The organism is Methylobacterium sp. EM32, assembly GCF_040593685.1.
Taxonomy (GTDB): Bacteria; Pseudomonadota; Alphaproteobacteria; order Rhizobiales; family Beijerinckiaceae; genus Methylobacterium.
This window is the reverse complement of the sequence record NZ_JBEXZS010000230.1, coordinates 1-24225: the sequence shown is the minus strand read 5'-3', so window position 1 is coordinate 24225 and position 24225 is coordinate 1. Positions and strand designations below refer to the sequence as shown.

General features: G+C 70.6%; 19 protein-coding genes. 6 read left to right on the top strand and 13 right to left on the bottom strand.

Features of this window, described 5'->3' with window-relative positions:
- Positions 1-171 precede the first annotated feature (171 nt).
- The 11 genes from ABZT49_RS29090 to ABZT49_RS29040 all read right to left on the bottom strand — a co-directional run bounded on the left by ABZT49_RS29090 (position 172) and on the right by ABZT49_RS29040 (position 15105).
- Entirely contained in the window at positions 172-1641 is a 1470-nt protein-coding gene (locus ABZT49_RS29090) for an amidohydrolase family protein (RefSeq protein WP_355291347.1), read from the bottom strand.
- Positions 1642-1664: 23 nt separating this feature from the next.
- Positions 1665-3299 carry an amidohydrolase gene (locus ABZT49_RS29085; RefSeq protein ID WP_355291345.1) on the bottom strand — a complete coding sequence of 545 codons (1635 nt, stop codon included), beginning with the start codon at positions 3297-3299 and terminating at the stop codon, positions 1665-1667.
- Between the two features lie 234 nt (positions 3300-3533).
- Positions 3534-4619 carry a dipeptide ABC transporter ATP-binding protein gene (locus tag ABZT49_RS29080; protein ID WP_355291344.1) on the bottom strand — a complete coding sequence of 362 codons (1086 nt, stop codon included), beginning with the start codon at positions 4617-4619 and terminating at the stop codon, positions 3534-3536.
- Positions 4616-5584, bottom strand: coding sequence for an ABC transporter ATP-binding protein (locus tag ABZT49_RS29075; protein WP_355291350.1), 969 nt, complete (start codon positions 5582-5584; stop codon positions 4616-4618). The genes ABZT49_RS29080 and ABZT49_RS29075 overlap by 4 nt, the downstream gene beginning before the upstream one ends.
- A gap of 93 nt (positions 5585-5677) precedes the next feature.
- Positions 5678-7264 (bottom strand): ABC transporter substrate-binding protein, encoded by a 1587-nt coding sequence (locus ABZT49_RS29070; protein WP_355291342.1) that lies wholly within the window; start codon positions 7262-7264, stop codon positions 5678-5680.
- Between the two features lie 22 nt (positions 7265-7286).
- The gene (locus ABZT49_RS29065) at positions 7287-8177 is read right to left on the bottom strand and encodes an ABC transporter permease (RefSeq protein WP_355291340.1); all 891 of its coding nucleotides are present in this window, start codon (positions 8175-8177) and stop codon (positions 7287-7289) included.
- Positions 8174-9118, bottom strand: coding sequence for an ABC transporter permease (locus tag ABZT49_RS29060; RefSeq protein ID WP_093565921.1), 945 nt, complete (start codon positions 9116-9118; stop codon positions 8174-8176). The genes ABZT49_RS29065 and ABZT49_RS29060 overlap by 4 nt, the downstream gene beginning before the upstream one ends.
- A 566-nt stretch (positions 9119-9684) precedes the next feature.
- On the bottom strand, positions 9685-11493 hold the full coding sequence (locus ABZT49_RS29055) for an NAD(P)/FAD-dependent oxidoreductase (protein ID WP_355291338.1): 1809 nt from the start codon (positions 11491-11493) through the stop codon (positions 9685-9687).
- A 5-nt stretch (positions 11494-11498) separates the two neighbouring features.
- Positions 11499-13169: a N,N-dimethylformamidase beta subunit family domain-containing protein gene (locus tag ABZT49_RS29050; RefSeq protein WP_355291336.1), complete on the bottom strand. Its 1671-nt coding sequence runs from the start codon at positions 13167-13169 to the stop codon at positions 11499-11501.
- Positions 13166-13867 (bottom strand): GntR family transcriptional regulator, encoded by a 702-nt coding sequence (locus ABZT49_RS29045; protein ID WP_355291334.1) that lies wholly within the window; start codon positions 13865-13867, stop codon positions 13166-13168. Before ABZT49_RS29045 ends, ABZT49_RS29050 begins: the two co-directional genes overlap by 4 nt.
- Entirely contained in the window at positions 13864-15105 is a 1242-nt protein-coding gene (locus ABZT49_RS29040) for an aminotransferase class III-fold pyridoxal phosphate-dependent enzyme (RefSeq protein WP_355291332.1), read from the bottom strand. The genes ABZT49_RS29045 and ABZT49_RS29040 overlap by 4 nt, the downstream gene beginning before the upstream one ends.
- Before the next feature lie 531 nt (positions 15106-15636).
- Between ABZT49_RS29040 and ABZT49_RS29035 the strand changes: the two genes are divergently transcribed.
- From ABZT49_RS29035 to ABZT49_RS29010, 6 genes are all read left to right on the top strand, one after another.
- Positions 15637-16767, top strand: coding sequence for an ABC transporter ATP-binding protein (locus ABZT49_RS29035; protein ID WP_355291330.1), 1131 nt, complete (start codon positions 15637-15639; stop codon positions 16765-16767).
- Positions 16768-16826: 59 nt separating this feature from the next.
- Positions 16827-17657, top strand: coding sequence for an ABC transporter permease (locus ABZT49_RS29030; protein ID WP_355291349.1), 831 nt, complete (start codon positions 16827-16829; stop codon positions 17655-17657).
- Positions 17654-18436 carry an ABC transporter permease gene (locus ABZT49_RS29025; RefSeq protein ID WP_355291328.1) on the top strand — a complete coding sequence of 261 codons (783 nt, stop codon included), beginning with the start codon at positions 17654-17656 and terminating at the stop codon, positions 18434-18436. Before ABZT49_RS29030 ends, ABZT49_RS29025 begins: the two co-directional genes overlap by 4 nt.
- Before the next feature lie 157 nt (positions 18437-18593).
- On the top strand, positions 18594-19637 hold the full coding sequence (locus ABZT49_RS29020) for an extracellular solute-binding protein (RefSeq protein WP_355291327.1): 1044 nt from the start codon (positions 18594-18596) through the stop codon (positions 19635-19637).
- A 39-nt stretch (positions 19638-19676) separates the two neighbouring features.
- A complete protein-coding gene (locus ABZT49_RS29015; protein ID WP_355291325.1) occupies positions 19677-20924 on the top strand; it encodes a four-carbon acid sugar kinase family protein in 1248 nt (415 codons plus the stop codon).
- 55 nt (positions 20925-20979) lie between these two features.
- A complete protein-coding gene (locus ABZT49_RS29010; protein ID WP_355291323.1) occupies positions 20980-21696 on the top strand; it encodes a TetR/AcrR family transcriptional regulator in 717 nt (238 codons plus the stop codon).
- Between the two features lie 334 nt (positions 21697-22030).
- Here the strand turns inward: ABZT49_RS29010 and ABZT49_RS29005 are convergent, their stop codons facing one another.
- A complete protein-coding gene (locus tag ABZT49_RS29005; RefSeq protein WP_355291321.1) occupies positions 22031-23407 on the bottom strand; it encodes an amidohydrolase family protein in 1377 nt (458 codons plus the stop codon).
- Positions 23404-24225: polysaccharide deacetylase (locus tag ABZT49_RS29000; RefSeq protein WP_355291319.1), on the bottom strand; the 822-nt coding region annotated here is incomplete at its 5' end. The genes ABZT49_RS29000 and ABZT49_RS29005, both read right to left, overlap by 4 nt.

The window sequence follows — 24225 nt, the reverse complement described above, 5'->3', positions numbered from 1 at the left end:
GATTTCAACCTTAGATTCGGCTTGGCCGCGCACTGCACGGCGTTTTCCGGCGAACGAATCAAATCCGTTAAGGCCGTAGCCCGCAGAGGGGGGAGGGGTTAAGTCGCGCCATTCCTTTCCCCGGACAGCTCTGTCGCCCGCGGGGAGCGGGGGCACCCGCGCCGGTCTCGTTCAGGCGCCTGTCCCAGACAGCCCCGTGCGCACCGGGAACACCCGCGGCGACAGCTCCTCCAGGGTGCGCCCGGCCCAGTCGCGGCCCGGCGCGCCGGCGATGACCTCGGCTTGGCCGCGCCGCAGCATCGCGATGTCCTCGGCGATGTCGAAGGTCGTGACCTCGCCGTTGCGCACGACCTGGACGCCGTCGACGTAGACGTCGCGCACCGCCCGGTCGTTGGCCGAGTAGATCAGGCTGCGCAACGGCTCGTAATCCGGCTGCATGTACGGGTTGCTCATGTCGATCACCGCGAAATCGGCCTTGCAGCCGGGGGCCAGCCGGCCGAGATCGGGCCGCCGGATCAGGTCGGCGCCGGCGCTCGTCGCGGCGGTGAAGGCCTGGGCGGTGGTGGCGCCGGTGTAGCTGCCGGCGCGGATGCGGCTGGCGTAGCAGGCCATGCGCAGCTCATCGAGCATGTTGTGCGGGAAGCTGTCGGTGCCGATCCCGCAGGGGATGCCGGCCTCGACGTAGCGGCCCAGCGAGTTGAGCGCGATGCCGCGGCGCGCGAACACCACCGGGCAGTGGGCAACGCCGGCGCCGCTGTCGCGCAGGCGCGCGAAGTCGTCGGCGTGCGGGAAGTGCAGCCAGGGATGGTCGTTGAGGAAGATGCCGTGGCCGATGACGAGGTCGGGCCCCAGCGCGCCGATCTTGTCGAGCCAGCCGATCGGGGTCTCGCCGGTGCGGCGCAGGATCTCCTGGAACTCGACGATGCTCTGCGCGGCATGGATCTGGATCGGCTGGCCGCGGTCGCGGGCGGCGGCGAGCGCTTCCAGGATCTGGCCCTCCGTCACCGTGTCGATCTGAGCCGGGCAGAGAAGCCCCGAGATGCGTCCGCTCGGGTGGCGGCCGGCCTCGTCCATCAGGTCGATCGCCTCGCGCAAGGCGCGGTCGCCGCGGGCCGGGTCGAGGTCGTACTCGACCGAGTGGCCGTTGGTTGTCTTCCACGGGCCGGAGCGGAACATCGCCCAGAGCACGGCGCGGATGCCGGTCTCGGCGTAGTGCTCCGGCCAGTCGGGTGTCGGCTGGCCGAGGTCGCAGATCGTCGTGACGCCGCTCTTCAAGAGTTCCGAGGCGGCGACGCGGCGGGCGTGCTTCGCGTAACCCGGCCCGATATTGAAGACCGGCATGAACTCGTAGAGCGAGCTCTGGCCGAGCTTGGCGCTGCCGAGCTCTTCCAGCATCCCCTTCCAGCCGGGCTCATGGCCGGGATGGGAGTGGATGTCGACGAAGCCCGGGATCAGCATCAGCCCGGCACCATCGATCTCTCGGGCGACCGGGCCATCATAGCCTTTGCCGATAAAGACGACGTCCTTGCCCGAGAAGGCGAGGTCGGCGTTCCGCAGATAGCTGTGGGAGCCGGCCTCGGCGTCCCAGGCGACGATCCAGTCGCAGTTCCGGTAGAGTGTCGCGCCTGTGGCTTCGGTCACGGGTCCCCTCCCCTTTCTGTTCGTTACGCTGCTTCGCCGCCGCGGTCGTAGACGATCGTGCCGCCGCGGATGGCGAGGTCGCAGCGCGTGCCGGACAGAATCTCCTCGGCTGCGGCCGTCGTCATGTCGCGCGAGAACACCGCGATGTCAGCGGCCAGCCCCGGCACGAGGCGGCCGCGATGGCCCTCGGCCTTGTTCACGAAGGCGCCGAGCGCCGTGTAGGCGTGCAAAGCCTCCGGCAACGACAGCCGCTCGTCCCCGCCGATGACGGTGCCCCGCGAGGTCTTGCGTGTCGTCATCGTGTAGAGGTTCGGGAACGGATTGATGTCGCAGACCGGCGCGTCGCTGGAGGCCGCCGCCGCGAGGCCGCTGTCGAGCCAGGTCTTCATCGGATAGGAGGCGGCGGCCCGCGCCTCGCCCAGCACCGAGACGTAGAGGTCGCCGAAATCGTAGATGAAGACCGGCTGCGGCACCGGCTCGACGCCGAGCCGCACCATGCGGTCGATCTGGTCTGAGCTGTTGAAGCCGCAATGCTCGATGCGGTGGCGCCGCGCCGGGTCGGGCATTGCCGTGAGCGCCTTCTCGAAGGCGTTGAGCGTCTGCTCGATCGCCGCGTCGCCGATCGCGTGGACGGCGAGCTGATACCCCTTGGCGTGATAGTCGGCGACGAAGGCGTCCATCTCCGGGTCGGTCAGGAGCGACAGCCCGTGGGTCTCCGGCTCGCCGAGATAGGCCCGGGACATGGCAGCGGTGCGCCCGCCGGCGCTGCCGTCGGTGAAGATCTTGACCGGGCCGACGCGGAGCATGTCGTCGCCGGTGCCGGTGATCACGCCGTCCTTGAACGCCTGCTCGACGATGCCGCCGGGCCCGCCGAGCAGGCATTGGTTCACCCGCACCGGCAGCCGGCCGCTGCGCTGGGCGTTGCGGTAGGCGGCGACCTCGCGGTACCCCGCCCGCATGCCGACTCCGGCATCCATCACGCTGGTGATGCCGAAGGAGAGGCAGGCCTCGCCGGCCCGCTCGATGCCTGCGACGAGATCCTCGTCGGTCGGGGGCGGCAGCACGGCCTTCAGCCGGTCGCGGCCGGTCTCAGCGAGGAGCCCGGTCAGGCGGCCGTTCTGCTGCTCGATCGCGCCGCCCTGCGGCACCGGCGTCGATTCGTCGATGCCGGCGAGCCTGAGCGCCAGCGAGTTCGCGATCGTCACGTGCCCGCAAGCGCGCACCAGGGAGACCGGATGGTCGGGCGCGACGGCGTCGAGTTCCTCGCGCAAGGGGTGCCGCTTCACGTCGAGCTCGAACTGGTCGTAACCCCGCGCCAGGATCCAGCGGCCCGGCGGCAGCGTCCTTGCCCGCTCGCGGATCTTGCCGAGGAGATCGTCGAGGGTGCGGGCCTTTGCCGGCGTCACGTCGACGTCGAGCATGCCGAGCCCGTAGGGCAGGAGGTGCATGTGGGCATCGTAGAGGCCCGGCGTCGCGAGCCGGCCGTTGAGATCGATCACCCGCGTCCCCGGCCCGATCAGCGGTTCGAGCTCGGCCGCGGAGCCCGTCGCCAGCACCTTGCCGGCCCAGAGGGCGACGGCTTCGGTCATGCCCTCCTTAAGGCCGCAGAAAACGCGGCCGTTGGTCAGGATCGTCTCGGCTTTCGGGAACGGGGCCATCTATGCTCTCTGCTTTCTATCGTGTCGGAAGCTGTTCGCCTTCCAGGATCCATCCCACTCGCGACCTCATCCTGAGGTGCCGGAGCGAAGCGGAGGCCTCGAAGGAGGCCTCCAGAAGTCTCGGAGATCCCTGGAGCCCTCCTTCGAGGCTCCTTTCAGTCGCACCTCAGGATGAGGTCGTGGATGGGAAGGGATAGACACGGACGATACAGGTCTCCGCGATCGACCATGCGCTCACGCCGCATTCGTCCCGGGCGCCATCATGGCGGCCCGCTTCCGCTCGTAGAGCGCCAGCCTCGCCTGGAGCCGCGGATGGCGCTCGCCGCCACCGAAGCCGGTGAAGGTTGGAATCGTCTCGGCGAAGTGGCAGGCCGCCTCGTGCCCCGGTCCTATTCCGCGCAAAGACGGTACCTCCTCGCGGCAGCGGGCCTGCGCGAAAGTACAGCGGGTATGGAAGCGGCAGCCGGCGGGCGGGTTCATCGGGCTCGGCACGTCCCCGCCGAGCGTCGGGCGCTGGTTGCTGCGGGCGGGGTCCGGCACCGGGGCGGCCGCCAGCAGGGCCTGCGTGTAGGGGTGGCGCGGCGCGGCGTAGAGCGCCCGAGCCGGAGCGGTCTCGACGACCTGGCCGAGATACATCACCGCCACCCGGTCGGCCATGTGCTTCACCACCGCCAGCCCGTGCGAGATGAACAGGTAGGCGAGGCCGAACTCCGCCTGCAGGTCCTTCAACAGGTTCACCACCTGCGCCTGGATCGAGACGTCGAGGGCCGAGACCGGCTCGTCGCAGACGATCAGCCGGGGCTTCAACGCCAGCGCCCGGGCGATGCCGATGCGCTGGCGCTGGCCGCCGGAGAATTCGTGGGGGAAGCGATCGGCGTGGTAGCTCGCGAGGCCGACGAGGCCGAGGAGCTCGCGCACCCTCGCCGCCCGGGAGGCGGCGTCGCCGACGCCGTGGACCAGCATCGGCTCGGCCAGGATCTCCTCCACCGACATGCGCGGGTTGAGGCTCGCGAACGGGTCCTGGAAGATCACCTGCATCTGCCGGCGCAGGGGCCGCAACGCCGCCCGGCCGTCGCGGGTGACGTCCCGCCCGTTGACGCGGATCGCGCCGCCGCTCGGCTCGATCAGCCGCAGCGCGAGCCGCGCCAGGGTGGACTTGCCGCAGCCGCTCTCGCCCACCACCGCCAGGGTCTCCCCGGCCGCGAGGCGCAGCGACACGCCGTCGACCGCCCGGACGGCGCCGACCTGCCGGCGCAGGATCAGGCCCTGATGCACCGGGTAGTGCTTGCGCACGTCGTCGAGTTCGAGGAGCGGCGTCATCCGTTCGCCTCCACGGGGGCCTTCCAGCAGGCCACGTCATGGCCGACGGCGATGTCCGAGAGCGGCGGATAGCCGTCGCGGCACTCCCCCCCGGCGAAGGGGCAGCGCGGATTGAACCGGCATCCCGCCGGCAGGGCGAAGGGCGGCGGCACGGTGCCGCCGATCACCACGAGCCGGTCGCGCTCGTCCTCCATCCGCGGCATCGAGCCCATCAGGCCGATCGTGTAGGGGTGCTGGGGATCGTCGAAGATCGCCGCCACCGGCGCGCGCTCGACGATGCGGCCGGCATACATCACCGCCACCTCGTCGGCGACCTGGGCGACCACGCCGAGATCGTGCGTGATCAGGATGATCGACATCCCGGTCTCGGCCTGCAACTCGCGCAGGAGGTCGAGGATCTGCGCCTGGATCGTCACGTCGAGCGCCGTCGTCGGCTCGTCGGCGATGAGGAGCGCCGGGCGGCAGGCGAGCGCCATCGCGAGCATCACCCGCTGGCGCATGCCGCCGGAGAGCTGGTGGGGATACTCGTCGAAGCGCCGCTCGGGCGCCGGGATGCGCACCTGGCGGAGCGCGGCGATCGCCGCCTCCTTGAGCGCCCGCGCGGGCAGGTCTTCATGCTCCCGCAGCGCCTCGACGATCTGGGTGCCGATCGTGTGGACCGGGTTCAGGCTCGTCATCGGCTCCTGGAAGATCATCGCGATGCGGCTGCCGCGCAGACGCCGGAACTCGCTGGGCGCCAGCCCGACGAGCTCGCGCCCCTCGAGCCGGATCGAGCCGCCCGTGATCCGGCCGGGCGCCGGCACGAGCCCCATCAGCGAGAGCGACAGCATGCTCTTGCCGCAGCCGCTCTCGCCGACGATGCCGAGGGTGCGCCCCGCCGGCACCGAGAGCGAGACGCCGTCCACGGGGCGGATCGCGCCCCGCGGCGTCGCGAAGGTGGTGGTGAGGTCGCGGATGTCGAGGATCGGCGCCGGCGCGGGGGCGCCGCGCGGCGTGACCGTCGGATGGTCCGGGCTCGGGGTCGAGCGGGCGGCGGCGAGGGGCAAAGGATCAGCCCCCTACCGCTTCAGGCTCAGGTCGAGGCCCTTGTAGAGGCCGGCGCCGTAGAGCCCGTGCGGCCGCACGCCCTCGACGCGGTCGCCCGACACGACCCAGAGCTGGCGCGTGACGAGGGGGATCCAGACATTGGCGGCGGTGAGCAGGCGCTGCGTCTCGGCATTCGCGTCCTTGCGCTTGGCCGGATCGGTCGCGGTGGCGGCGGCGTCGATGAGCTGGTCGGTCTTCTCGTCCTTCCAGTTCATGCGGTTCGGCGTCGGCGCCTGCGTGCTCTTGAAGTAGAGGTTCAGGGCCTCGGTCGCGGTCCCGTAGGGATAGGACAGCATGAAGGCGTCGAATTCCTGCGTCGCGAGCTTGCCCCAGGCGACGGTCGCGTCCCAGAGCTGGATCCGCATCTCGATGCCGACCTTGCGCAGGTCGGCCTGCATCGCCTCGGAGATGCGCGGGTTCTGGTCGTCGCGGATGCCGTAGACCAGGAAGCTGGCCTTCTGGCCGTCCTTCACGCGGATGCCGTCCGGCCCGGGCGTCCAGCCGGCCTCATCCAAAACCTTGGCGGCGCCGGCCGGATCGAATCTCGGCATCAGCGTCGCCGCCTTGGCGTCGTAGTCTAGCACGGTCGGGCTCAGGAGCGAGTGCAGCGGCGTGCCGTGGCCGAAATAGACCGCCTTGGCGATCGCGTCCTTGTTGACCGCCATATTGGCGGCGCGCCGGATCGCCGGATCGCTCGAGACCGGCTTGTCGACCCGGAAGGCGAAGAAGACGTCGTAAATGTAGTCCTTCTGCTGCTGCACCTTCAGGCCCGGCACGCGCTGCATCGTGTCGATCGAGAACAGCGGCGGGTAATAGGTGATGTCGGCCTGGCGCGCCTGCATGGCGGCCATCAGGGTATTGGCCTCGGGCACCACCTTCCAGACGATCTGGTCGATCTCCGGCTTCGGGTTCTTGTAGATCGGCGGGCCCCAGGTGTAATGGGGGTTCTTCTTCATCACGAGGTCCTGGCGCGGCGTCCAGCTGACCCAGCAATACGGCCCGGTGGCGTTGAAGCCCTGGACCCCGAAATTCTGCCCCAGCTTCTCGACCGTGTTCTTGTCGACGATCGAGCCGAAGGATTGCGTGAGCTGGTACAGGAGGTCGCTGAACGGCTCCTGCAATTCGTAGACGACCGTGTGGTCGTCGGTGGCGCGGATGTCCTTCACCTTGCCGGCGCGGCTCGCGACCGGCGAGCGGGTGGCCGGGTCGATCCAGCGCTTGAGCGAGTAGACCACGTCCTCGGCGGTCATCGGCCGGCCATCGCAGAACTTCACGTCCTGGCGCAGGTCGAAGGTGTAGGTCCGGCCGTCCTCGGACGCCGTCCAGGATTTCGCCAGGAACGGCTTCACCGTCTTCATGTCGAAGTCGAGGCTGACCAGCGTGTCGGCCAGCATGAAGATGATCTCGGAGGCCGCGGTCGCGGTCGAGCGCACGGGATCGTAGCGATCGGCATCGATGACCCGCAGGATGGTGAGCGGCGCCTTCGTCTGGGCGAGCGCCGGGGCGAGGCCGAGCAGCGAGAGGCCGGCCGCCCAAGCGGCCATGGCGAGCGTCTTCATCGAAAAAATCCTCTCGGAAAAGTCAGCGGCGCATCCGGGGGTCGAGGGCGTCGCGCAGGCCGTCGCCGAGCACGTTGAAGGCGAGCACGACGATGAAGATCAGCAGGCTCGGCAGGACCGAGACGTGGGGGGCGAAGAACAGGAAGTTGCGCCCGTCCGACGCCATGGCGCCGAGCTCGGCCATCGGCGGCTGGGCGCCCAGCCCGATGAAGGACAGGAGCGAGCCGAGCAGGATCACCTGGCCGAAGCGCAGGGTGACGAAGACGAAGATCGGCGAGAGGCAGTTGAGCAGGACGTACTTCGTCAGGATACGGCCGTCGCCCATGCCGATCGCCCGGGCGGCCTCGATGTAGTCCTGCTGCAGCACCACGATCGCTGCCCCGCGCACCACCCGCGCCATCAGCGGGATGGTGGCGATCGAGAGCGCGGCGAGCACCGCCGTGAGGCCGGGCCCGACGATCGCCGTGAGCGCGAGGCCGAACAGGATCGCCGGGAACGACAGCAGCACGTCCATCAGGCGCATCAGGAGCCCGGAGACCCGCGGGTAATAGGCCGCCGCGAACCCGACGAGTCCGCCGATCCCGCAGCCGATGACGACGGCCACACCGCTCATCGCCAGCGTCATCCGCAGGCCGAACAGCAGGCGGGTGACCATGTCGCGCCCCTGCCCGTCGGTCCCGAGGATGAAGCCGTCGCCCGGGGGCTTGAGCGTGTTGGCGAGGTCGCCGGCATAGGGGTCGGTCGGCGCGAGCCAGGGCGCGAGGAGGGCCGCCAGTACAAGCAGCGCGACGGCGACGAGCGCCACGGCGCTCGCCGGCTCGCGCAGGAGGAAGCGCAGGATCGAGGGGCGGGCGGTGACCGCGAAGGCGGCGTGCGGGCTCGCCTCGGGCGTGAGCGCGATCGGATTGCTCATCGGGCCTCGCGGATGCGGGGATCGAGGAAGGCGTAGAGCACGTCGACGATCAGGTTGATCAGGATGAAGCCGGCCGAGAGCACGATGATGGTGCCCTGCGCCATCGGCGCGTCGCTCGACAGGATGGCGCCGACCGCGAGCCGGCCGATGCCGGGCCAGCTGAAGATCGTCTCGACCACCACCGCGCCGCCGAGGAGGAAGCCGATCTGCAGCCCGATCAGGGTGACGACCGGGATCAGGGCATTGCGCAGCGCGTGCCGCAGGACGACGGCGCGCTCGGTCAGGCCCTTCGCCCGGGCGGTGCGGACGTGGTCGGCGCCGAGCACGTCGAGGACGGAGCTGCGGGTCATGCGGGCGACCGGCCCGACGAAGACGCCGCCGAGCGTCACCGCCGGTAGGATCACGCCCTGGAGCCCCTCCCACGTCCAGAGCGGCCCGGTGCGGCCGGTGAAGGGCAGGATCTGCCAGTGGAAGCCCAGCAGCCAGACGAGGCCGAGCCCGAGCAGGAAGACCGGCACCGAGACGCCGGCGACCGAGGCCGCCACGACCAGCCGGTCGGGCCAGCGGCCGCGCCAATAGGCGCCGACCGTGCCGAGCCCGATGCCGAGCGGCACCGACCAGATCAGCGAGGCGAGCATCAGTTCGAGCGTCGGCCCGATCGTGTTCCCGAGTTCCTCGATCACCGGCATGTTGTTGATGATCGAGACGCCGAGATCGCCCCGCAGCAGGCGCCCGAGATAGATCAGGAACTGGATCCAGAGCGGCTGGTCGAGGCCGAGATCGCGCCGGATCGCCTCGATGACGTCCTGCGTCGCCGTCGGCCCGGCCCGGACCACCGCCGGATCGTTGGGCACGACCTGCATCAACAGGAAGCCGACGAGCAGCACGCCGAGGAGGACCGGGACGGCGAGGAGCAGCCGTTGCAGCACGGTGCGGAGCATCGGCGCCTAGACTCCCCGCGCCCGGACCGGCCGGGGCCGGCCGCCCCGCGGCGGCCCGTCGGCGGTCCGTGAACCGGTCGATGCCGTGTCGTCCCTGAGCCCGGTCACGTGAGCCCTCCCGCGAGTGGCCTAATCCGTCAAGGGACCTGCAAGGTCTAGGCCAGGGTAGCAGGGAATGGCCCCGGTTCAAGCCGTTCGTTGCGATGGACGGTTCGGTCGTATTGTTGAGCGATACGGATTAAAGGGGGTTGTGCGTCGTGGCGGCGGGCCTGGGCGCAAATCGGTGCGGCAGGCAGGCAGGCTTGCTTGGGTGGCGCTTAACGCTGTCGAAGACCGTTCGACTTGCTCGACGGGCTCGACACCCTCCGCGTCATTCCGGGGCCGCGCAGCGGAGCCCGGAATCCAGAACCGCGGATGGGTCAGGATTGAGCGGAAGCCGTTTTGTCTTCTTTTCAAATACCTATGGCTCTGGATTCCGGGCTCCGCTGCGCGGCCCCGGAATGACATGCAGGGTGTCAACTCTGTAGGAGCCAATCAAACAGGCACTCATCGATCACCACAACCGATCACCCTAACGCCGGACCCGGCGCCCCGCCGACTACCACCGGCAATCCCTCGAACCGAGCCTTCAGCTGCAAGGCGAGGTAGCGCGAGAAGTGGCGCGACTGCTGGAGGTTGCCGCCGTGGAACCACAAGCCCGGCTGGGCGGTCGGCGTCCACATGTTGCGCAACTCGCCGTGCCAGGGGCCGGGATCGCGCGCCGTGCCCGAGCCGATGCCCCAGCACGGGCCGACCCGCGCCGCCACCTCGGGCGAGATCAGCTGCGCCGCCCAGTCGGTCATCGGGCCGTAGCCGGTGGCGGAGACGACGAGGTCGGCGGGCAGCACCGTGCCGTCGTCGAGCACCACGGCGTCCTCGGTGAGGTGGCTCACGCCCCGGCCGCTCATGAGCCGGATCTCGCCCGACGCGATGAGCCCGGAGGCGCCGACGTCGATGTAGTAGCCCGAGGCCCGGCGGGGATACATCATGCCGATGCCGGTCTCATCCTCGCCGAAAGTGAGGAGGAAGCCCGCTTTCTCCAGGGACGCGTAGAAGGCGGCATCCTCGTCGCGGATGCGGCGCATGACGGGCTTCAGCAGGTCGGGAAGCAGCGCGTAGGGGGTCGAGGCGGCGATGAGGTCCGCCCGGTCGGCGTCGATCCCGGCGGCGACCGCCTCCTCCGAGTAGAGCGGACGGCCGTGGCGTTGCAGGCTCTCGGCGCGCACCACAAGCGTGGGTGAGCGCTGCACCATCGTGACCTCGGCCCCGTGCTCCCACAGGTCGGCGGCGATGTCGTGGGCCGAGTTGTTCGCCCCCACCACGACGCAGCGTTTCCCGGCGAACCCGGCGCCGCCGGGGTGGCGGCTCGAATGGTGGTGGGTGCCGCGGAAGCGCTCCGCCCCCGGCCAGGCCGGCTCGTTCGGCACCCCCGACAGGCCGGTGGCGAGGACGAGGTGCTGCGGGGTCAGCACGTGGGTCTCGCCGTCGCGCGCGACGGTCACCGTCCACTGGCCCTTTGCCTCGTCATAGGCGGCCGAGCGGCAGGTGGTGGAACACCAGAGGTCGAGCTCCATGATCGACGCGTAGGCTTCGAGCCAGTCGCCCATCTTGTCCTTGGGCGTGTAGATCGGCCAGTGCTCGGGGAAAGGCAGGTACGGCATGTGGTCGTACCAGACCGGATCGTGCAGGCAGAGCGATCGGTAACGCCGCCGCCAGGCATCGCCCGGCCGGGGCAAGGCATCGACGACCAGCGTCGGCACGCCGAGGCGCTTGAGCCGGGCGGCGAGGCCGAGCCCGCCCTGGCCGCCGCCGACGATCAGGCAGTAGGGCTGGCGGTCGAGGCCGAGGCGCGCCTCCTCGGCGCGGCGATCGGCCCAGGTCCGGCGGCCGCGGATTGCGCCGTGCTGCGTTCCCGCCTCCCGGGTCGGCCCCTGCCGCTCCTCGAACCCCTTCAGCTCGCGCAAGGTGGTGAACAGCGTGCGGGCGAGGCCGTCGATCAGCCGGACCTGGCCGATGCCGCGCCCGAGCGCGGTCTCGAAGCGGAACCACGCCTCGACCGTGCCGCCGGTCCGGACCGCCGGGCGTTCGAGGGCGAAGCCCCCGGCCTGGGTGGCGGCCGCGGTGGCGGCGACTCGGGCCCGGATCGCCGGGCGGCCCTCGGCCGTGGCGATGGTCCAGGTGAAGGCGACGAAGTCGCGCCACCAGCAATCTGGGGCGAAGAGTGCCGCGACCACGGGGGCGTCGCCGGCGGACAGTGCCTCGGCGAAACGGTCGAGCCAGCCCCGCGCGGTCGCGTCCGGGTCGGTGTCGTGCTGCATCGGAGCGTCCTCGACCATCGCCGTCACTCCGCTTTTCCCGAGAACCGGTCGAGGGCGTTGCGGGTGATGGCCTGCGTGAAGGCGTCGTGGCGGGTGAGGCCCATCACCCACTCGCAGGAGCCGGCGGTCAGCACCTCGCCCTTGCCGCGCGGCATGCCGACCAGCATGCCGGACCCGTACTGGAACTTGCGCCGGGCGACCGAATACTCGTCGGCGGCGAGCTCGGCGAGGCCGTGAAGGTCGCCGTCGCGCACGTAGTAGCGCGTGCCCTCGCCCTCGTGCTCGTACTCGAACAGGACCGCGGGGCTCATTGCCAGGATGTCGATGTTGTCGGGAACGCCGGGGGCCGGCACCGGGTAGGGCAGGCCCTGGCGGAAGGTGTAATCGAGCCCGTCGACCTCGTAGCCGAAGATGCCGGCCTCGGCCCCGAACACGTCGGCGTAGCGCAGGTCGGTGCCCCGGAAGGCCCAGTGCTCCGGCCGGTAGACAGTGAAGCCGCGCGAGCCGCGGGGCGCGAACCCGCCCCAGCTGCCGTACATCCCGTGGCAGCCGTTGACGCCGACCGTCGAGGCTCCGGGCCAGGACACGCCACCGCTCTCCCAGGATGCCGTCAGCAGGTGCTTGCGCGCGGGATCATCGCGGACCGGATCCATCGTCGGCGCCTTGAACTTCCAGCAGACCTGCCGGCTGCCCCCGTCCTCAAGCCGGATCTGCCACAGGAAGTTGCCGCCGAAGCGGGCAAAGCCCCCGCCCCGCTCGACGAACGCCTCCACCGTCTTGCGCATCTCCCACGACCAGTACTCGTCGTGGCCGCAGGTCACGAGACAGCTATAGTCGTCGAGGATCTCGGGCCGCATGTGCAGGTCGGTCTGGGTCACGACGTCGAAGGCGTAGCCCTCGCGCTCGGCCCAGACGGCGAAGTGGCGGTCGAACTGGGCCCAGCCGGCGGCGGCGTAGTACTGGCCCCAGCCGCCGGAATAGCCCCACTCCTTCGAGGGGTAGCGGGTGACGTCGTTCATGTCAGGCAGGGGCGAGACGGTGATGCGGGCCGCGCCCTTGGGCAGCCAGAGCATGCCGCGGGTCCAAGGCCGCTTGAGGCTCAAGGTCGGCGAGCCCTCGTTCCGGTTCGGGCCCCAGGTGCCGAAATAATGGTTGGCGCCGCCCCAGTCGTTGTAGGCGGTCCAGGTGCCGGTGGCGAGCATCAGGAGGATGCGGCCCGACCGCGTCGCCTTCGTCGGCCGCACGACCACGAAATGGTGCTGGACGAACCGCTCGCCGTCCCGGCGCTTGCAGGTCGAGACCACCCGGTAGAGGCCGGACCGGGCGCCGTCGGGGATGCGCCAGGAATGGACCACCGGCCAGTCGACGCCGTCCTGGTAGGCGGTCTCGGAGGTCGTGGTGAAGCGCCCCGGCAGGTCGAAGGCCTCGTGCATCATCTCGGGCGCGAACCCGTCGCGGTAGATCTGGATCGACCAGGTCTCGGCGGTGGTCGAGCCGTAGAACTCGACCGTCTCGCCCGGATCGAACGACATCCGGTCGGTGCAGACGAAGACCTCGGCGAGGTCCGGGTCCTCGCGCGGGAACTGAAAGCGGTAATCCGACAGGAAGTGCTCGTCGGCGTACCCCTTGCGCACCGCCCAGGGCTTGATTGCGTGGGACCCGTTCTCGGGATGAGCGAAGGGGGGCTTCTTCATGTCCGTCGGCTCCGGTTCGAAGGGTCGGCGGCGGGCGCCGCCTCCAGGCTCGCGAGGTGGCGCACGAGGCGGCGTCCGCCTTCGATCAGGTCCTGGCGGATCGCCATGCGCAGGGCCGGCGCGTCGCGGCGGCGCAGGGCGTCGAGCACCGCGAGGTGCTGGTGCTCCTCGGCATAGGTCGGCCGCGCGCCCGGATAGAGCTCCGACAGCATCGGGCCGAGGCGCGTCCACAGGCCGTGCAGCACCTCGGTCAGGGTCGTCATGCCGGAGCGGCGATAGAGGCCGAAATGGAACTCGACATTGGCCTCGAGGGCAACCGGCCAGTCGCCGCCCTCCTCGGCGGCGACCAGGCGATCATGCGCCGCCGCAAGCTCGGCGATCTCGGCCTCGCCGACCCGGGGCAGCGCCCGCTCGGCGGCCATCGGTTCGAGTTCGAGCCGGATGTCGCGGATCTCCAGGTACTCGGCGAGCGAGAGGCGGCGCACCCGGATGAGCGCCCGGGGCTTGATCTCGATCGCGCCGTCATGGGCGAGCTGCACCAGCGCCTCGCGCACCGGCGTCTCCGAGGTGCCCATCTGGCGCGCCAGGTCGCGGACCTTGAGGCGGTGATGCGGCCGCAGCTCGGCCCGGATCAGGGCCGTGCGCAGCCGCGCGTAGACGCTGCCCGACAGGACCTCGGCCTCGTCCTCACGGCTCATGCTCGTGATTGGCGGAGCGCCGTGAAGGCGCCCTCCGTCGCCTCCAGCGCCGCGTCGATGACCTCCGGCGTGTGGGCGAGCGACAGGAACATGTTGTGGCGGTGGTGAAGGTAGACGCCGCGCTGCAGCGCCTCCAGGCAGAAGACCTCGCCCAGCGCCGCCTCCGGATCGTCGCGAAACAGCACCATCGGCATCGCCGGCGGGCCGGTGATTTCGAGGGCGAAGCCGTGGCGGACCGCCTGCTCCTCGAGCCCGGCCCGGAAGCGCAGGCCCGCCGCCTCCAGCACCCGGGGGGCATCGACCCGCCGCAATTCGGCGAGCGTCGCGACCGCCGCCGCCATCGGGGCGCCGGCATACCAGAACGAGCCGGTGGTGAAGACGCGGGAGGCGGCATCGCGAAACCGCTCGGTGCCGGTGACGGCGGCGAGTGGCTGGCCGTTGGCGATCGCCTTCGAGTAGCCGGCGAGGTCGGGCCGCACGCCGACCCGCTCCCAGCTGCCGCCGAGATCGAGCCGGAACCCGGCCCGCACGTCGTCGACGACGAGCGCCGCGCCGAACCGGTCGCAGGCCGCCCGCGCCGCCGCGGCGAAGTCCCGGTTCGGGAGTTCCTGCGCCTGGCCGAGATCGTGGCGGAAGGCCGACACGACGATCGCCGCGAGGTCATCGCCGGCCTGACGGGCGGCCTCTTCGAGGCTCGCGACGTCGTTGTAGCGGAAGTGCAGCAGGTGGGCGCGGTCCTCCGTGGTGACGCCGAGGAGCGAGGGCGAGCACCACGGCACGGCGCCGTGATAGGCGCCGCGTGCCACCAGCACCTTCCGGCGCCCGGTCCCGGCCCGCGCCAGCGTCACGCAGGTCGTCATCGCGTCCGAGCCGTTCTTCTGGAACAGCGCCCAGTCGGCGTGCGGAATCATCCCGACCAGGGTCTCGGCCAGTTCCACCGCGTGCGGCGTCGGGCCGTCGAGGCAGTCGCCCCGGTCGAGCTGGCGCCGGACCGCCTCCGACACCGCCGGATGCCGGTGGCCGAGGATGATCGGCCCCCAGGAACACATGAAGTCGATGTAGTGGCGCCCGTCGGCATCCTCGACCCGGGCCCCGTCGCCGCCGACGAAGAATTGCGGGTAGCCCCGCGGCAAAGCCGCCGCGCGCTGGTGCCCCCACATCCCGCCCGGGATCACGGAGGCGGCGCGCGCCCGAAGACCCGCATCGCCCCCGTCCGGCCGCTCGACCCCATTTCGCATCGGACAGGATCCTTCGCGCTCGGGCCCGCCCGCTGGGACGCGGGGCCGGCCATTCACGGATATATCAAGCATCCGCCCAGCGCCGGGGATGTCAAGCGGGAGACGGCGAGAAAACCATCGAAAAATCGGCTATCTCGGCGGGTGACGGATTGAGCGGCATAGCTGATCAGGAATGTTTCTGCGGCAATGCCCCCCAATCGTGAGGTTGGTCTGCGTGACGGCAGAGACACCCTCCGAGTCATTCCGGGGCCGCGCAGCGGAGCCTGGAATCCAGACACTTAGGTCGTGCAGAAAGTAGCGGAACGCTCTCCGCCTTTTCCTGAGCGATCCGCGGTTCTGGATTCCGGGCTCCGCTGTGCGGCCCCGGAATGACCCGGAGAGTTGCACGCGTGGGCCTCACTCCCAGCCGGGCTTGGGTAGACTGCAAGTGGGTCTGCCCACCCAACGAGCGCCCTCCTCCCGAAATTTGCGCTTTGAAATTCGGCCATGTTCCGCTTCAATGATATATCACCTCAGCCGAGAGGAGACGGGATGCGCGCAGTCGGAGCCATCGCCGGAGAGCCCCGTGCGACCGGGTCGGCGAAGACCGGGGCGACGAAGGGCGCGGCGATCAGCGTGCGCGGCTTGACCCGCCGGTTCGGCTCGGTCACCGCCGTCGACGCCGTCTCGCTGGAGATCGCGGCCGGCGAGTTCGTCGCGCTGCTGGGCCCCTCCGGCTCGGGCAAGTCGACCGTGCTGATGAGCCTCGCGGGCTTCGACCTGCCGGATGCTGGCCACATCCTCATCGGGGGCGAGGATTGCACCCGGCTGCCGCCGCACCGGCGCAACATCGGGATGGTGTTCCAGCACTACACGCTGTTCCCGCACCTGAGCGTCGCCGACAACGTCGCCTTCCCGCTCAAGATGCGCGGCATCGGCCGGGCCGAGCGGCGGGCCCGCGCCGAGGCGGCCCTGGACGTCGTGCGGCTCTCGGGCTTCGGGGCGCGCATGCCGCGCCAGCTCTCTGGCGGGCAGCAGCAGCGCGTCGCCCTCGCCCGCGCCATCGTCTACCAGCCCCGCGTGCTGCTGATGGACGAGCCGCTCTCGGCGCTGGACAAGAATCTGCGCGAGGAGATGCAGATCGAGATCAAGCGGCTGCACTCCGAACTCGGCATCACCATCGTGTTCGTCACCCACGACCAGGGCGAGGCGCTGACGATGGCCGACCGGGTCGCGATCCTGCGCCAGGGCCGCGTGCAGCAGATCGCCCCGGCCCGGACGCTCTACGAGCGGCCCGCCAACCTGTTCGCCGCCGGCTTCATCGGCGACATGAACCGGATCGCCGTCGCCTGGGACGGGCGCGCGGCCCACGTCGCCGGGCAGGCCCTGGCCTTGGGGAAAGAGGCCGCGATCGCGGCCGTGCCGCCCGGTCCCGCGATCCTCGCCGTGCGGCCCGAGCGGGTCGAGATCGCGGCGCCCGACCGCGCGGGCGCCCTGCCGGCGACCGTCACCGACATCGTCTATGGCGGCGCCGGCACCCTCGTCATCGCGACGCTGCAAGGCGGTGCGTCGGTCCGGGCGCGGGCGCCGAGCGCCGGCCTGCCGCCGCTCGAACCCGGCGCGCGGATCGGCCTCGTCGTCCCGGCCGGCGCGGCCCTGCTCTACTCGGCGGAGGAGCCATGACGGGCCTCTCGAAGCCGGGGTTCTTCGCGAAGGGATTTTTGGCGGCGCGCGGGCGGCGGATGTCGCGGGCGGCGATCGTCGGCCTGCTGCTGCCGTTCTTCTCGCTCCTGTTCCTCGCCTTCCTGTACCCGCTGCTGAGCCTGCTGGCGATCTCCGTCACCGAGCCGCAGCCGGGCTTGACGAACTATGCCCGGGTCTTCCAGAACCCCGTCTACGCCACGGTGCTGCTGCGGACGCTGCGCATCGCGCTCCTCGTCAGCCTCCTGTCGCTGATCCTCGCCTTCCCGGTCGCCGCCGTGATGGCCCGCTCGAAGGGCCCGAAGCTCGCCCTCGTCACCGCCTGCATCCTGCTGCCGTTCTGGTCCTCGGTGCTGGTGCGCACCGCCGCCTGGGCGGTGCTCTTGCAGCGCAACGGGCTGGTGAACAACGCCCTCGTCGGGCTCGGGCTCACCGACGCGCCGGTCAAGCTGCTCTACACGCAAGGAGCGGTGGTGGTGGCGATGACCCACGTGCTGATGCCGTTCATGGTGCTGCCGATCTACGGCGCCTTGCGCAACATCCCGCCCGACCTGACCCGGGCCGCCGCGATCTGCGGCGCGGGCCCGGCCCGGGCTTTCCGGGAGGTGACGCTGCCGCTGGCCCTGCCCGGGGTGACCGGCGGCTTCATCCTCGTCTTCCTGTCGGCGCTCGGCTACTTCATCACCCCCTCGCTCCTCGGCTCGCCGCAGGAGATGATGATCGCGACGCTGATCTCGCAGCAGATCCGCGAGAACCTCGACTGGCCGTTCGCCGCGGCGCTCGTCGGCGTGCTGACGCTGTTCGTGACCGGCATCACCCTCGCCTTCGGCCGCCTGTTCGGGTTCGACCGCCTGATGGGAGCGCGGGCATGAGGCCCCGGATCCTCGACGCGGTGGTGGCCGCGATCCTCGCCTTCGTGTTGGTCCCGATCCTCGTTGTCCTGCCGATGGCGTTCAGCGAGACGACCTACCTGACCTTCCCACCGAAGGGCTTCACCACGCAGTGGTTCGCCGAATTCTTCGACGACCGGCGCTGGATGGGGGCGTTCCGGTTCAGCCTGGAGATCGCCGCCGCGACCGCGCTCGTCGCCACCACCATCGGCACCATGGCGGCCTACGCCACCTTGCGCGGCGCCGGCGCGATCGGCGCGGTGTTCCGGGCCCTGCTCATCGGGCCGATCGTCGTGCCGCACATCGCGCTCGCCGTGGCGCTCTACCTGTTCTTCCAGCGCACCGGGCTCGGCGGCACCCGCCTCGGCTACGTGCTGGCGCATGCGGTGATCGCGATGCCCTTCGTGGTATTCACCGTGACGGCGGCCCTGGCGAGCGTCGATCCGGCGCTGGAGGATGCGGCGATGATCTGCGGTGCCCCGCGCTTCACCGCCTTCCGCCTCGTGACGCTGCCGCTGATCCTGCCGAACGTCGTGTCGGGGGCGCTCTTCGCCTTCATCATCTCGTTCGACGAGCCGGTGGTGTCGTTCTTCCTCGCCGGCATCCGCGACAAGACCCTGCCGCGGATGATGTTCGACGACATCGAGCAGAACCTGACGCCGATCATCCCGGCCATCGCCGTGCTGCTGACCGGCCTGTCGGTCACGATCCTGGTCAGCGCCGCGCTCCTGCGCCGCGCCGGCCAAAGGAATACCGCGTGAGCTGGAGCACCGCCCGATCGCGCTGCGATCGGCAGCACCCTAGGTCTTTGGCTCCAGCTTTTTGATTTTGCCGCATTTTCTGCGACGAACCGGTGTCCACTTCGTCGGAAAATGCTGTAGCCGCCGGCCCCGCACCCGGCACCGAGAGGAGGTCACCGTGACGCTGAAACGGATCATCGCCGCCGCGCTCGCCGCCGCAGCGTTCGCCGCGAGTCCCGCCGCCGCCGACGAGGTGGTCATCGCCACGACCGGCGGGCTGATGCGCAACACCCTTGAGAAGCTGATGTACCGGCCCTTCGCCAAGGCGACGGGCACCGAGATCGTGCCCTTCGACATCGAGGTGCCGGACCAGTGGGCCCGCGCCGAGGGCATGGTGCGCACGAAGCGCGTCGAGTTCGACATCGTCACGGCGACCGGGCCGGACCTCGTCAGCCGCGCCGAGATGCTGATGGACATCCCCTGCGGCGAGCTCGCCCATGTCAAGGAATATGCCCTGCCGGGCGCCTGCCAGCCGAAGGGCGTGGCGCGCACCACCGGCGGCATGGTGCTGACCTACAACAAGACCGCTTTCGGCGGCCGCACCCCGAAGAACTGGGCCGATTTCTGGAACGTGAAGGACTTCCCGGGACCGCGCGGCCTACCGGATACCGGCGATCGCGACTGGTGGGTGCCCACGGTCGCGCTCATCGCCGACGGCGTCCCGAAGGACAAACTCTTTCCCCTCGACCTCGACCGCGCCTACAGGAAGCTCGACGAGATCCGGCCCCAGATCGCCGTGTGGTGGAAGACCGGCAACCAGGTCCAGCAGATCATGCGCGACGGTGAGGTGGTGATGACCATGTCCTATTCGGGCCGGTCGCTCGCCACGATCAAGGACGGGGCACCCTTCGCCATGGCCTGGGACGGGGCGTTGCGGGACACCGGCTATTTCGCGATCCTCAAGGGCGCGCCGAACCCGAAGGGCGCCCTCAAGTTCATCGACTACTTCTATCAGACCTCGGCGAGCCACCCCGACTTCATGCGGGCCGTCGGTTACGCCACCTCGTCGTCGAAGGGCCTCGCCGGCCTGCCGGAGGACGAGCAGAAGCTCTTCGCGACCTATCCGGCGAACTATGCCGGCCTCGTCGACCCGGACTTCAAGTGGATCGGCGACAACCGCGAGCGGCTGCGCGCCCGCTGGACGGCCTGGCTGACGAAATAGGCACGTCCCTCGGACGGTGCGCGGCTCGGGAACGACACCATGCAGCTCGGGATCATCGCGGACGACCTCACCGGCGCGGTGATGATCGCCGGCGCCATCGAGGCGGAAGGCCTCGCGGCGCCGGTGGTACTCGACGGCGGCCCCCCTGAGCCCTGCGGGTCCGGCATCGCGATCTACGCGACGCGGGCGCGGCTCGCGCCCGCATCCGAGGCGGTTGCCGAGGTGGCCCGCCTCGCCGGCCGGCTCGACGCGGCGGGCTGCGCGCAGGTCGCCTACAAGGTCGGCGCCACCTTCGATTCGACCGATGCCGGCAATATCGGGCCGGTCGCCGACTGGCTCGCCGCCCGCTACGGCCAGCGGCCTTTGCTGATGAGCGCCGGGCTGCCGCGCCTCGGGATCACGGTGCACCAGGGCTACCTGTTCTACCGCGGTCGGCTGGTCTCGGAATCGATCAAGCGCCTCGATCCGGTGACGCCGATGAGCGATCCCGACCTCGTCCGGAGCCTCGGCCGGCAGACCCGCGCGCCCGTCGCGCTCCTGGCGCATCGCTGGCTCGCGGCGGGATTCGAGGCTGCCGGCACCGAGTTGCAGCGTCTCGTCGCCGAGGGAGCCGAGCTGGTGCTGATGGATTGCAGCGACGACGCCGATGCGGCGACGGGCGCGCGGCTCGCGGAGGCCGATCGCGCCACCCTCGGCAGCGACGCCCACATCGTCGCCCTGGCGCTCCGGCGCGGGATCCGGGCGGAGGCGCCGGTCCCCGTCCACTTCGTCGACGGGCCCGGGGCGGTGCTCGTCGGCAGCGTCGGGCCGGTGGCGCAGACGCAGGTCGCCGCCTTCGCGGCAAAGGCTCCGGTCTTCATCCTCGACGTCGCCGACGAACGGCCCGAAGCGGCGCTCATCGCGCAGGCGCTCGACTGGGCCGCCCTGCGGATCGGCGCGCATCCCCTCGCCATCGCGACGGGGAGCAGTCCCGAGGATGTCGCGCGGGCTCAAGGCCGGCACGGCGCGATGGGGGCGGCGCGGCGGGCCGAGCGGATTCTCGCAGGGATCGCCGCCGGGCTCGTCGGCCGCGGGGTGCGCCGCCTCGTCGTCTCGGGCGGGGAGACCTCGGGTGCCGTCGCCGCCGCGCTGGGGATCGCCCGGGTGCGGGCGCTGCCGGAAAGCGCGCTCGGCGCCGGCTTCTGCGTCGCCGAGGCGCCGGTCCCGCTCTCGCTGTTCCTCAAGCCCGGCAAGCTCGGCACCGACGCGATCCTCGGCGAGGCCCTTGCGTCGATGCGGGATCGGTGAGCAATCGAGGACCGATCGGCCGGACGCGGCCGGTGCAAGGACGCGCCCCGCCAGAATGGACCAGGACCCGACGCCCGAGAGACCGGCCCGGCCGCTGCGCCGGCGGGGCGTCGCGCGCCTCAACCTGATCCTGGACGCGACCGAATCCCTGCTCGCCGACAACGGCGCCGGCGACATCAGCCTCGCCGACATCGCGGCTGCGGCCGGCGTGCCGCTGCCTTCGGTCTACCACTTCTTCCCCAACCGCAACGCGGCCTTCGTGGCTTTGGCGCTCCGCTTCAACGAGGAGATCTACCGCCGCTCGATCGAGGTGCTGGCCGATCCCGAGCCGCAGACCTGGCAGGAGCTCATCGACCGCAAGCACCGCCGCGCGGCCGAGTTCCAGAACGGGCGCCCGGCCGCGCTGCGGCTGTTCCTCGGCGCCGGCGTCAGCGTCGCGGTGCGCAAAGCCGACCTCACCGGCAATGCCCGCATCGCGGTGAGCCGCGCCCGGATGTTCGAGGCCTATTTCCGGATGCCGGCGATCCCGGATTTCGTCGCGCATCTCGAGATCGCCGCCGCGGCGATGGACGGCGTCTGGTCCCTCTCCTACGGCCGCCACGGGCTCATCACCGAGGCCTACCGGCGCGAGGCGACGGCCGCAACCATCGCCTATCTGCGCCGGGTCCTGCCCGAGGTCCTGCCCCGGCGGCCGCTGGATCCAGCGATGCTCTCCCGCATCGCGGTGTCGCCGGAAGAGGTCTCGCAGGTGTTGCAGGAAGCTGACTTGTGAGTGCCTGTTCGACGTCGAGGACGGGGCCGCAAAGCATTTCTCTATCCCACTCGTGACCTCATCGTGAGAACCTGTTTGAGTTGGCCGAACCGCATTGAAGCCCTCGATGTCATCCCGGGGCCGCGTAGCGGAACCCGGGATTCATAACCGCTGACGGTGCAGGATGAAGCGGAACGCTGCCCGCCCTTTCAGGCTGCGTCAGCGGTTATGGATCCCGGGTTCTCGTCTTCGAAGAGCCCCGGGATGACGTCGAGAGATGTCGGCCTGTGTGCAGATCGATCGGAGCAACCGCTCAAACAGGCTCTCAGGTGCCGCGAGCCGGCTTCCGAACCCCTCACGCCTCCTCGAAGGCCGCACGGGCCTCGGGCAGGTTCCAGATCCGCTCGATCGCGGCGGCGCCCTCGCGGACGATTCTCTCCTCGTCGCCCCCCCGGTAGCGGCCCTCGTCGACGAGGATCCGGCCGTCGACCATCACCTGAGCGATGTCGGCCCGGTTGGCGAGCGCGATCAAGGCGCGCAACGGATCGTGCAGCGGCTGCAAGTGCGGGTGCAGCATGTCCACCACCGTCAGGTCGGCGGTGGCGCCGGGCGCGATCACGCCGAGATCCGGGCGCCGGATCGCCGCGGCGGCCTGTCCCGTCACGGCGTCGACCAGGGCGGCGGACTCCGCGACCTCGGCCCGGCCGGCGGCGACCTTCGAGATCAGCGAGGCGGCGTTCAATTCGCCCAGGAGATCCATGTTGTAGCCGTCGGTGCCCACCACAGTGCGTAGGCCGTGGGCGGCGAAGCGGGAGAAGGCGGCGGTGCGGCCGGCCCGGGCGAAGACCCGCGGGCAGTTCAGCACCGCGGCGCCCCGCGCCGCCATCAGGCGCAGGTCGTCGTCGCTGCTGGCGATGCAGTGGGCGGCGAGCAGATCGGGCGCCAGCAGGCCGAGCCAGTCGAGATATTCGGCGGGGCTGCGCCCGTCGTGGCGCGCCCGGATGGTCGCGACCTCGTCATCGCTCTGGGCGAGGTGGGTGGTGATCGGGACGCCGAGTTCCCGCGCCCGGGCGGCGCAGGCGCGGAGCAGGTCCGGGCCGCAGGTATCGGTGGCGTGCGGGCTCATGGCGAGGCGGATGCGCCCCTGCCCCCTCCCCTCCCAGCGGGCGTGGAGCGCGTTCCACGCCGCGAGGTCGGCCTCGCCGTCGTCGCCGCGATAGGTCACGCGTCCGTCCGGGCCGGCCTTGGCGTCGGCGGTGGAGAACAGGTAGGGCGCGCCGTAGAAGCGCAGGCCCATCTCCTCGGCGGCCTCGAACATTTCGGGCAGGCCGTTGCGGAACGGCTCCATGACGGTGGTCGCGCCGCCCTTGAGGAGCTGCAGGATGCCGAGCCGTGCGGCGGCCAGGCGCTCCTGTGGCGACAGGATGGCGAGCGCGGTCTTCGAGAGCGGCAGCAGCACCGTGTAGACGATGCTCTTGCCCCCTTTGCGCCCCCTTCCGTCCTCGGTGTGCGAGCGGGCGATCGCCTCGCTGAAACAGTGGTTGTGCAGGTTGAGGAGGCCCGGCAGCACGAGGCGGCCCGGTCGGTCGTAGGTCTCGTCGGCCGCCGGCCGGTCCGGCGTGATGGCGGCGATGCGGTTGCCCTCGACCAGCACCCAGCGGTCGCGCTCGACGCGAGGACGATCGTCCCGGCGGGTGAGAACGGAGGAGCCGAAGATCGCGACCGAGGTCACGCCGCCCTCTCGTGCGTCAGGAAGTTGTCGGCGATCGCCGCGCCGGTGGTGATCCAGAGGTCGGGGCAGGATTGCGCGTAGGTGAGGAACTCGCGCAGCAGGCGAAGCCGCATTGGCCGGCCGCTGCACTGGGGATGCAGCACCGTCGTCACCATCGCGCCCCAGTCGCGCACCTCGTCGAGCTCGTCCTTCCACAGCGACAGGACATGCTCCTTGGGGAAGATCGAGCGCGGGCTGAACCGGGTCGAGAGCCCGTGCATCCAGTCGTCGTAGCTCGCGGTCACCGGCAACTCGATCGGGCCGGGGGTGCCGTCCCGCAGAACGTGGCGGTAGGGCCGCACGTCGTCGCGGAACGACGAGGTGTAGACGATGCCATGCTTCACGAGGGTCTGGCGCAGGGATTCCGTGAACTCGCCGTAGGGCGCGCGGTAGCCCGTCGGCACCACGCCGAGGCGGCGTTTCAAGGTCTCGAAACCGCGCTCGATCTCCTCCTCCATGAAGGGCGCGCCGGGATCGGGCATCAGGTGGTGGTAGCCGTGGTGCCCGATCTCGTGGCCGCCCCGCACGATCGCTTCGGCCATGGCCGGATAGGCGTCGACCGCCCAGCCGGTGATGAAGAAGGTGCCCTTGAGGCCGAGCTGGTCGAGGAGTTCGAGGAGCTTTGGCGTGCCAACCCGGGCCTCGTAGGCACCGTAGCTCATGGTGACGAGGCGCTCGGCATGGCCCGCATCCTTGCTGGTCCAGGCGCTCTCGGCATCGACGTCGAAGGAGAGGAACATCGCCGAGCGGTAGGGGGTGGGCCAGGGATAGTCCGGGGC

Bases quoted from the DNA above. Each gene is read 5' to 3' on its own strand.
- ABZT49_RS29015 (WP_355291325.1), top strand. From the start codon at position 19,677: ATGCAGCTCGGGATCATCGCGGACGACCTCACCGGCGCGGTGATGATC.
- ABZT49_RS29030 (WP_355291349.1), top strand. From the start codon at position 16,827: ATGTCGCGGGCGGCGATCGTCGGCCTGCTGCTGCCGTTCTTCTCGCTC.
- ABZT49_RS29050 (WP_355291336.1), bottom strand. From the start codon at position 13,169: ATGAAGAAGCCCCCCTTCGCTCATCCCGAGAACGGGTCCCACGCAATC.
- ABZT49_RS29070 (WP_355291342.1), bottom strand. From the start codon at position 7,264: ATGAAGACGCTCGCCATGGCCGCTTGGGCGGCCGGCCTCTCGCTGCTC.
- ABZT49_RS29085 (WP_355291345.1), bottom strand. From the start codon at position 3,299: ATGGCCCCGTTCCCGAAAGCCGAGACGATCCTGACCAACGGCCGCGTT.
- ABZT49_RS29010 (WP_355291323.1), top strand. From the start codon at position 20,980: ATGGACCAGGACCCGACGCCCGAGAGACCGGCCCGGCCGCTGCGCCGG.
- ABZT49_RS29055 (WP_355291338.1), bottom strand. From the start codon at position 11,493: ATGGTCGAGGACGCTCCGATGCAGCACGACACCGACCCGGACGCGACC.
- ABZT49_RS29025 (WP_355291328.1), top strand. From the start codon at position 17,654: ATGAGGCCCCGGATCCTCGACGCGGTGGTGGCCGCGATCCTCGCCTTC.
- ABZT49_RS29035 (WP_355291330.1), top strand. From the start codon at position 15,637: ATGCGCGCAGTCGGAGCCATCGCCGGAGAGCCCCGTGCGACCGGGTCG.
- ABZT49_RS29045 (WP_355291334.1), bottom strand. From the start codon at position 13,867: ATGAGCCGTGAGGACGAGGCCGAGGTCCTGTCGGGCAGCGTCTACGCG.
- ABZT49_RS29065 (WP_355291340.1), bottom strand. From the start codon at position 8,177: ATGAGCAATCCGATCGCGCTCACGCCCGAGGCGAGCCCGCACGCCGCC.
- ABZT49_RS29040 (WP_355291332.1), bottom strand. From the start codon at position 15,105: ATGCGAAATGGGGTCGAGCGGCCGGACGGGGGCGATGCGGGTCTTCGG.
- ABZT49_RS29060 (WP_093565921.1), bottom strand. From the start codon at position 9,118: ATGCTCCGCACCGTGCTGCAACGGCTGCTCCTCGCCGTCCCGGTCCTC.
- ABZT49_RS29080 (WP_355291344.1), bottom strand. From the start codon at position 4,619: ATGACGCCGCTCCTCGAACTCGACGACGTGCGCAAGCACTACCCGGTG.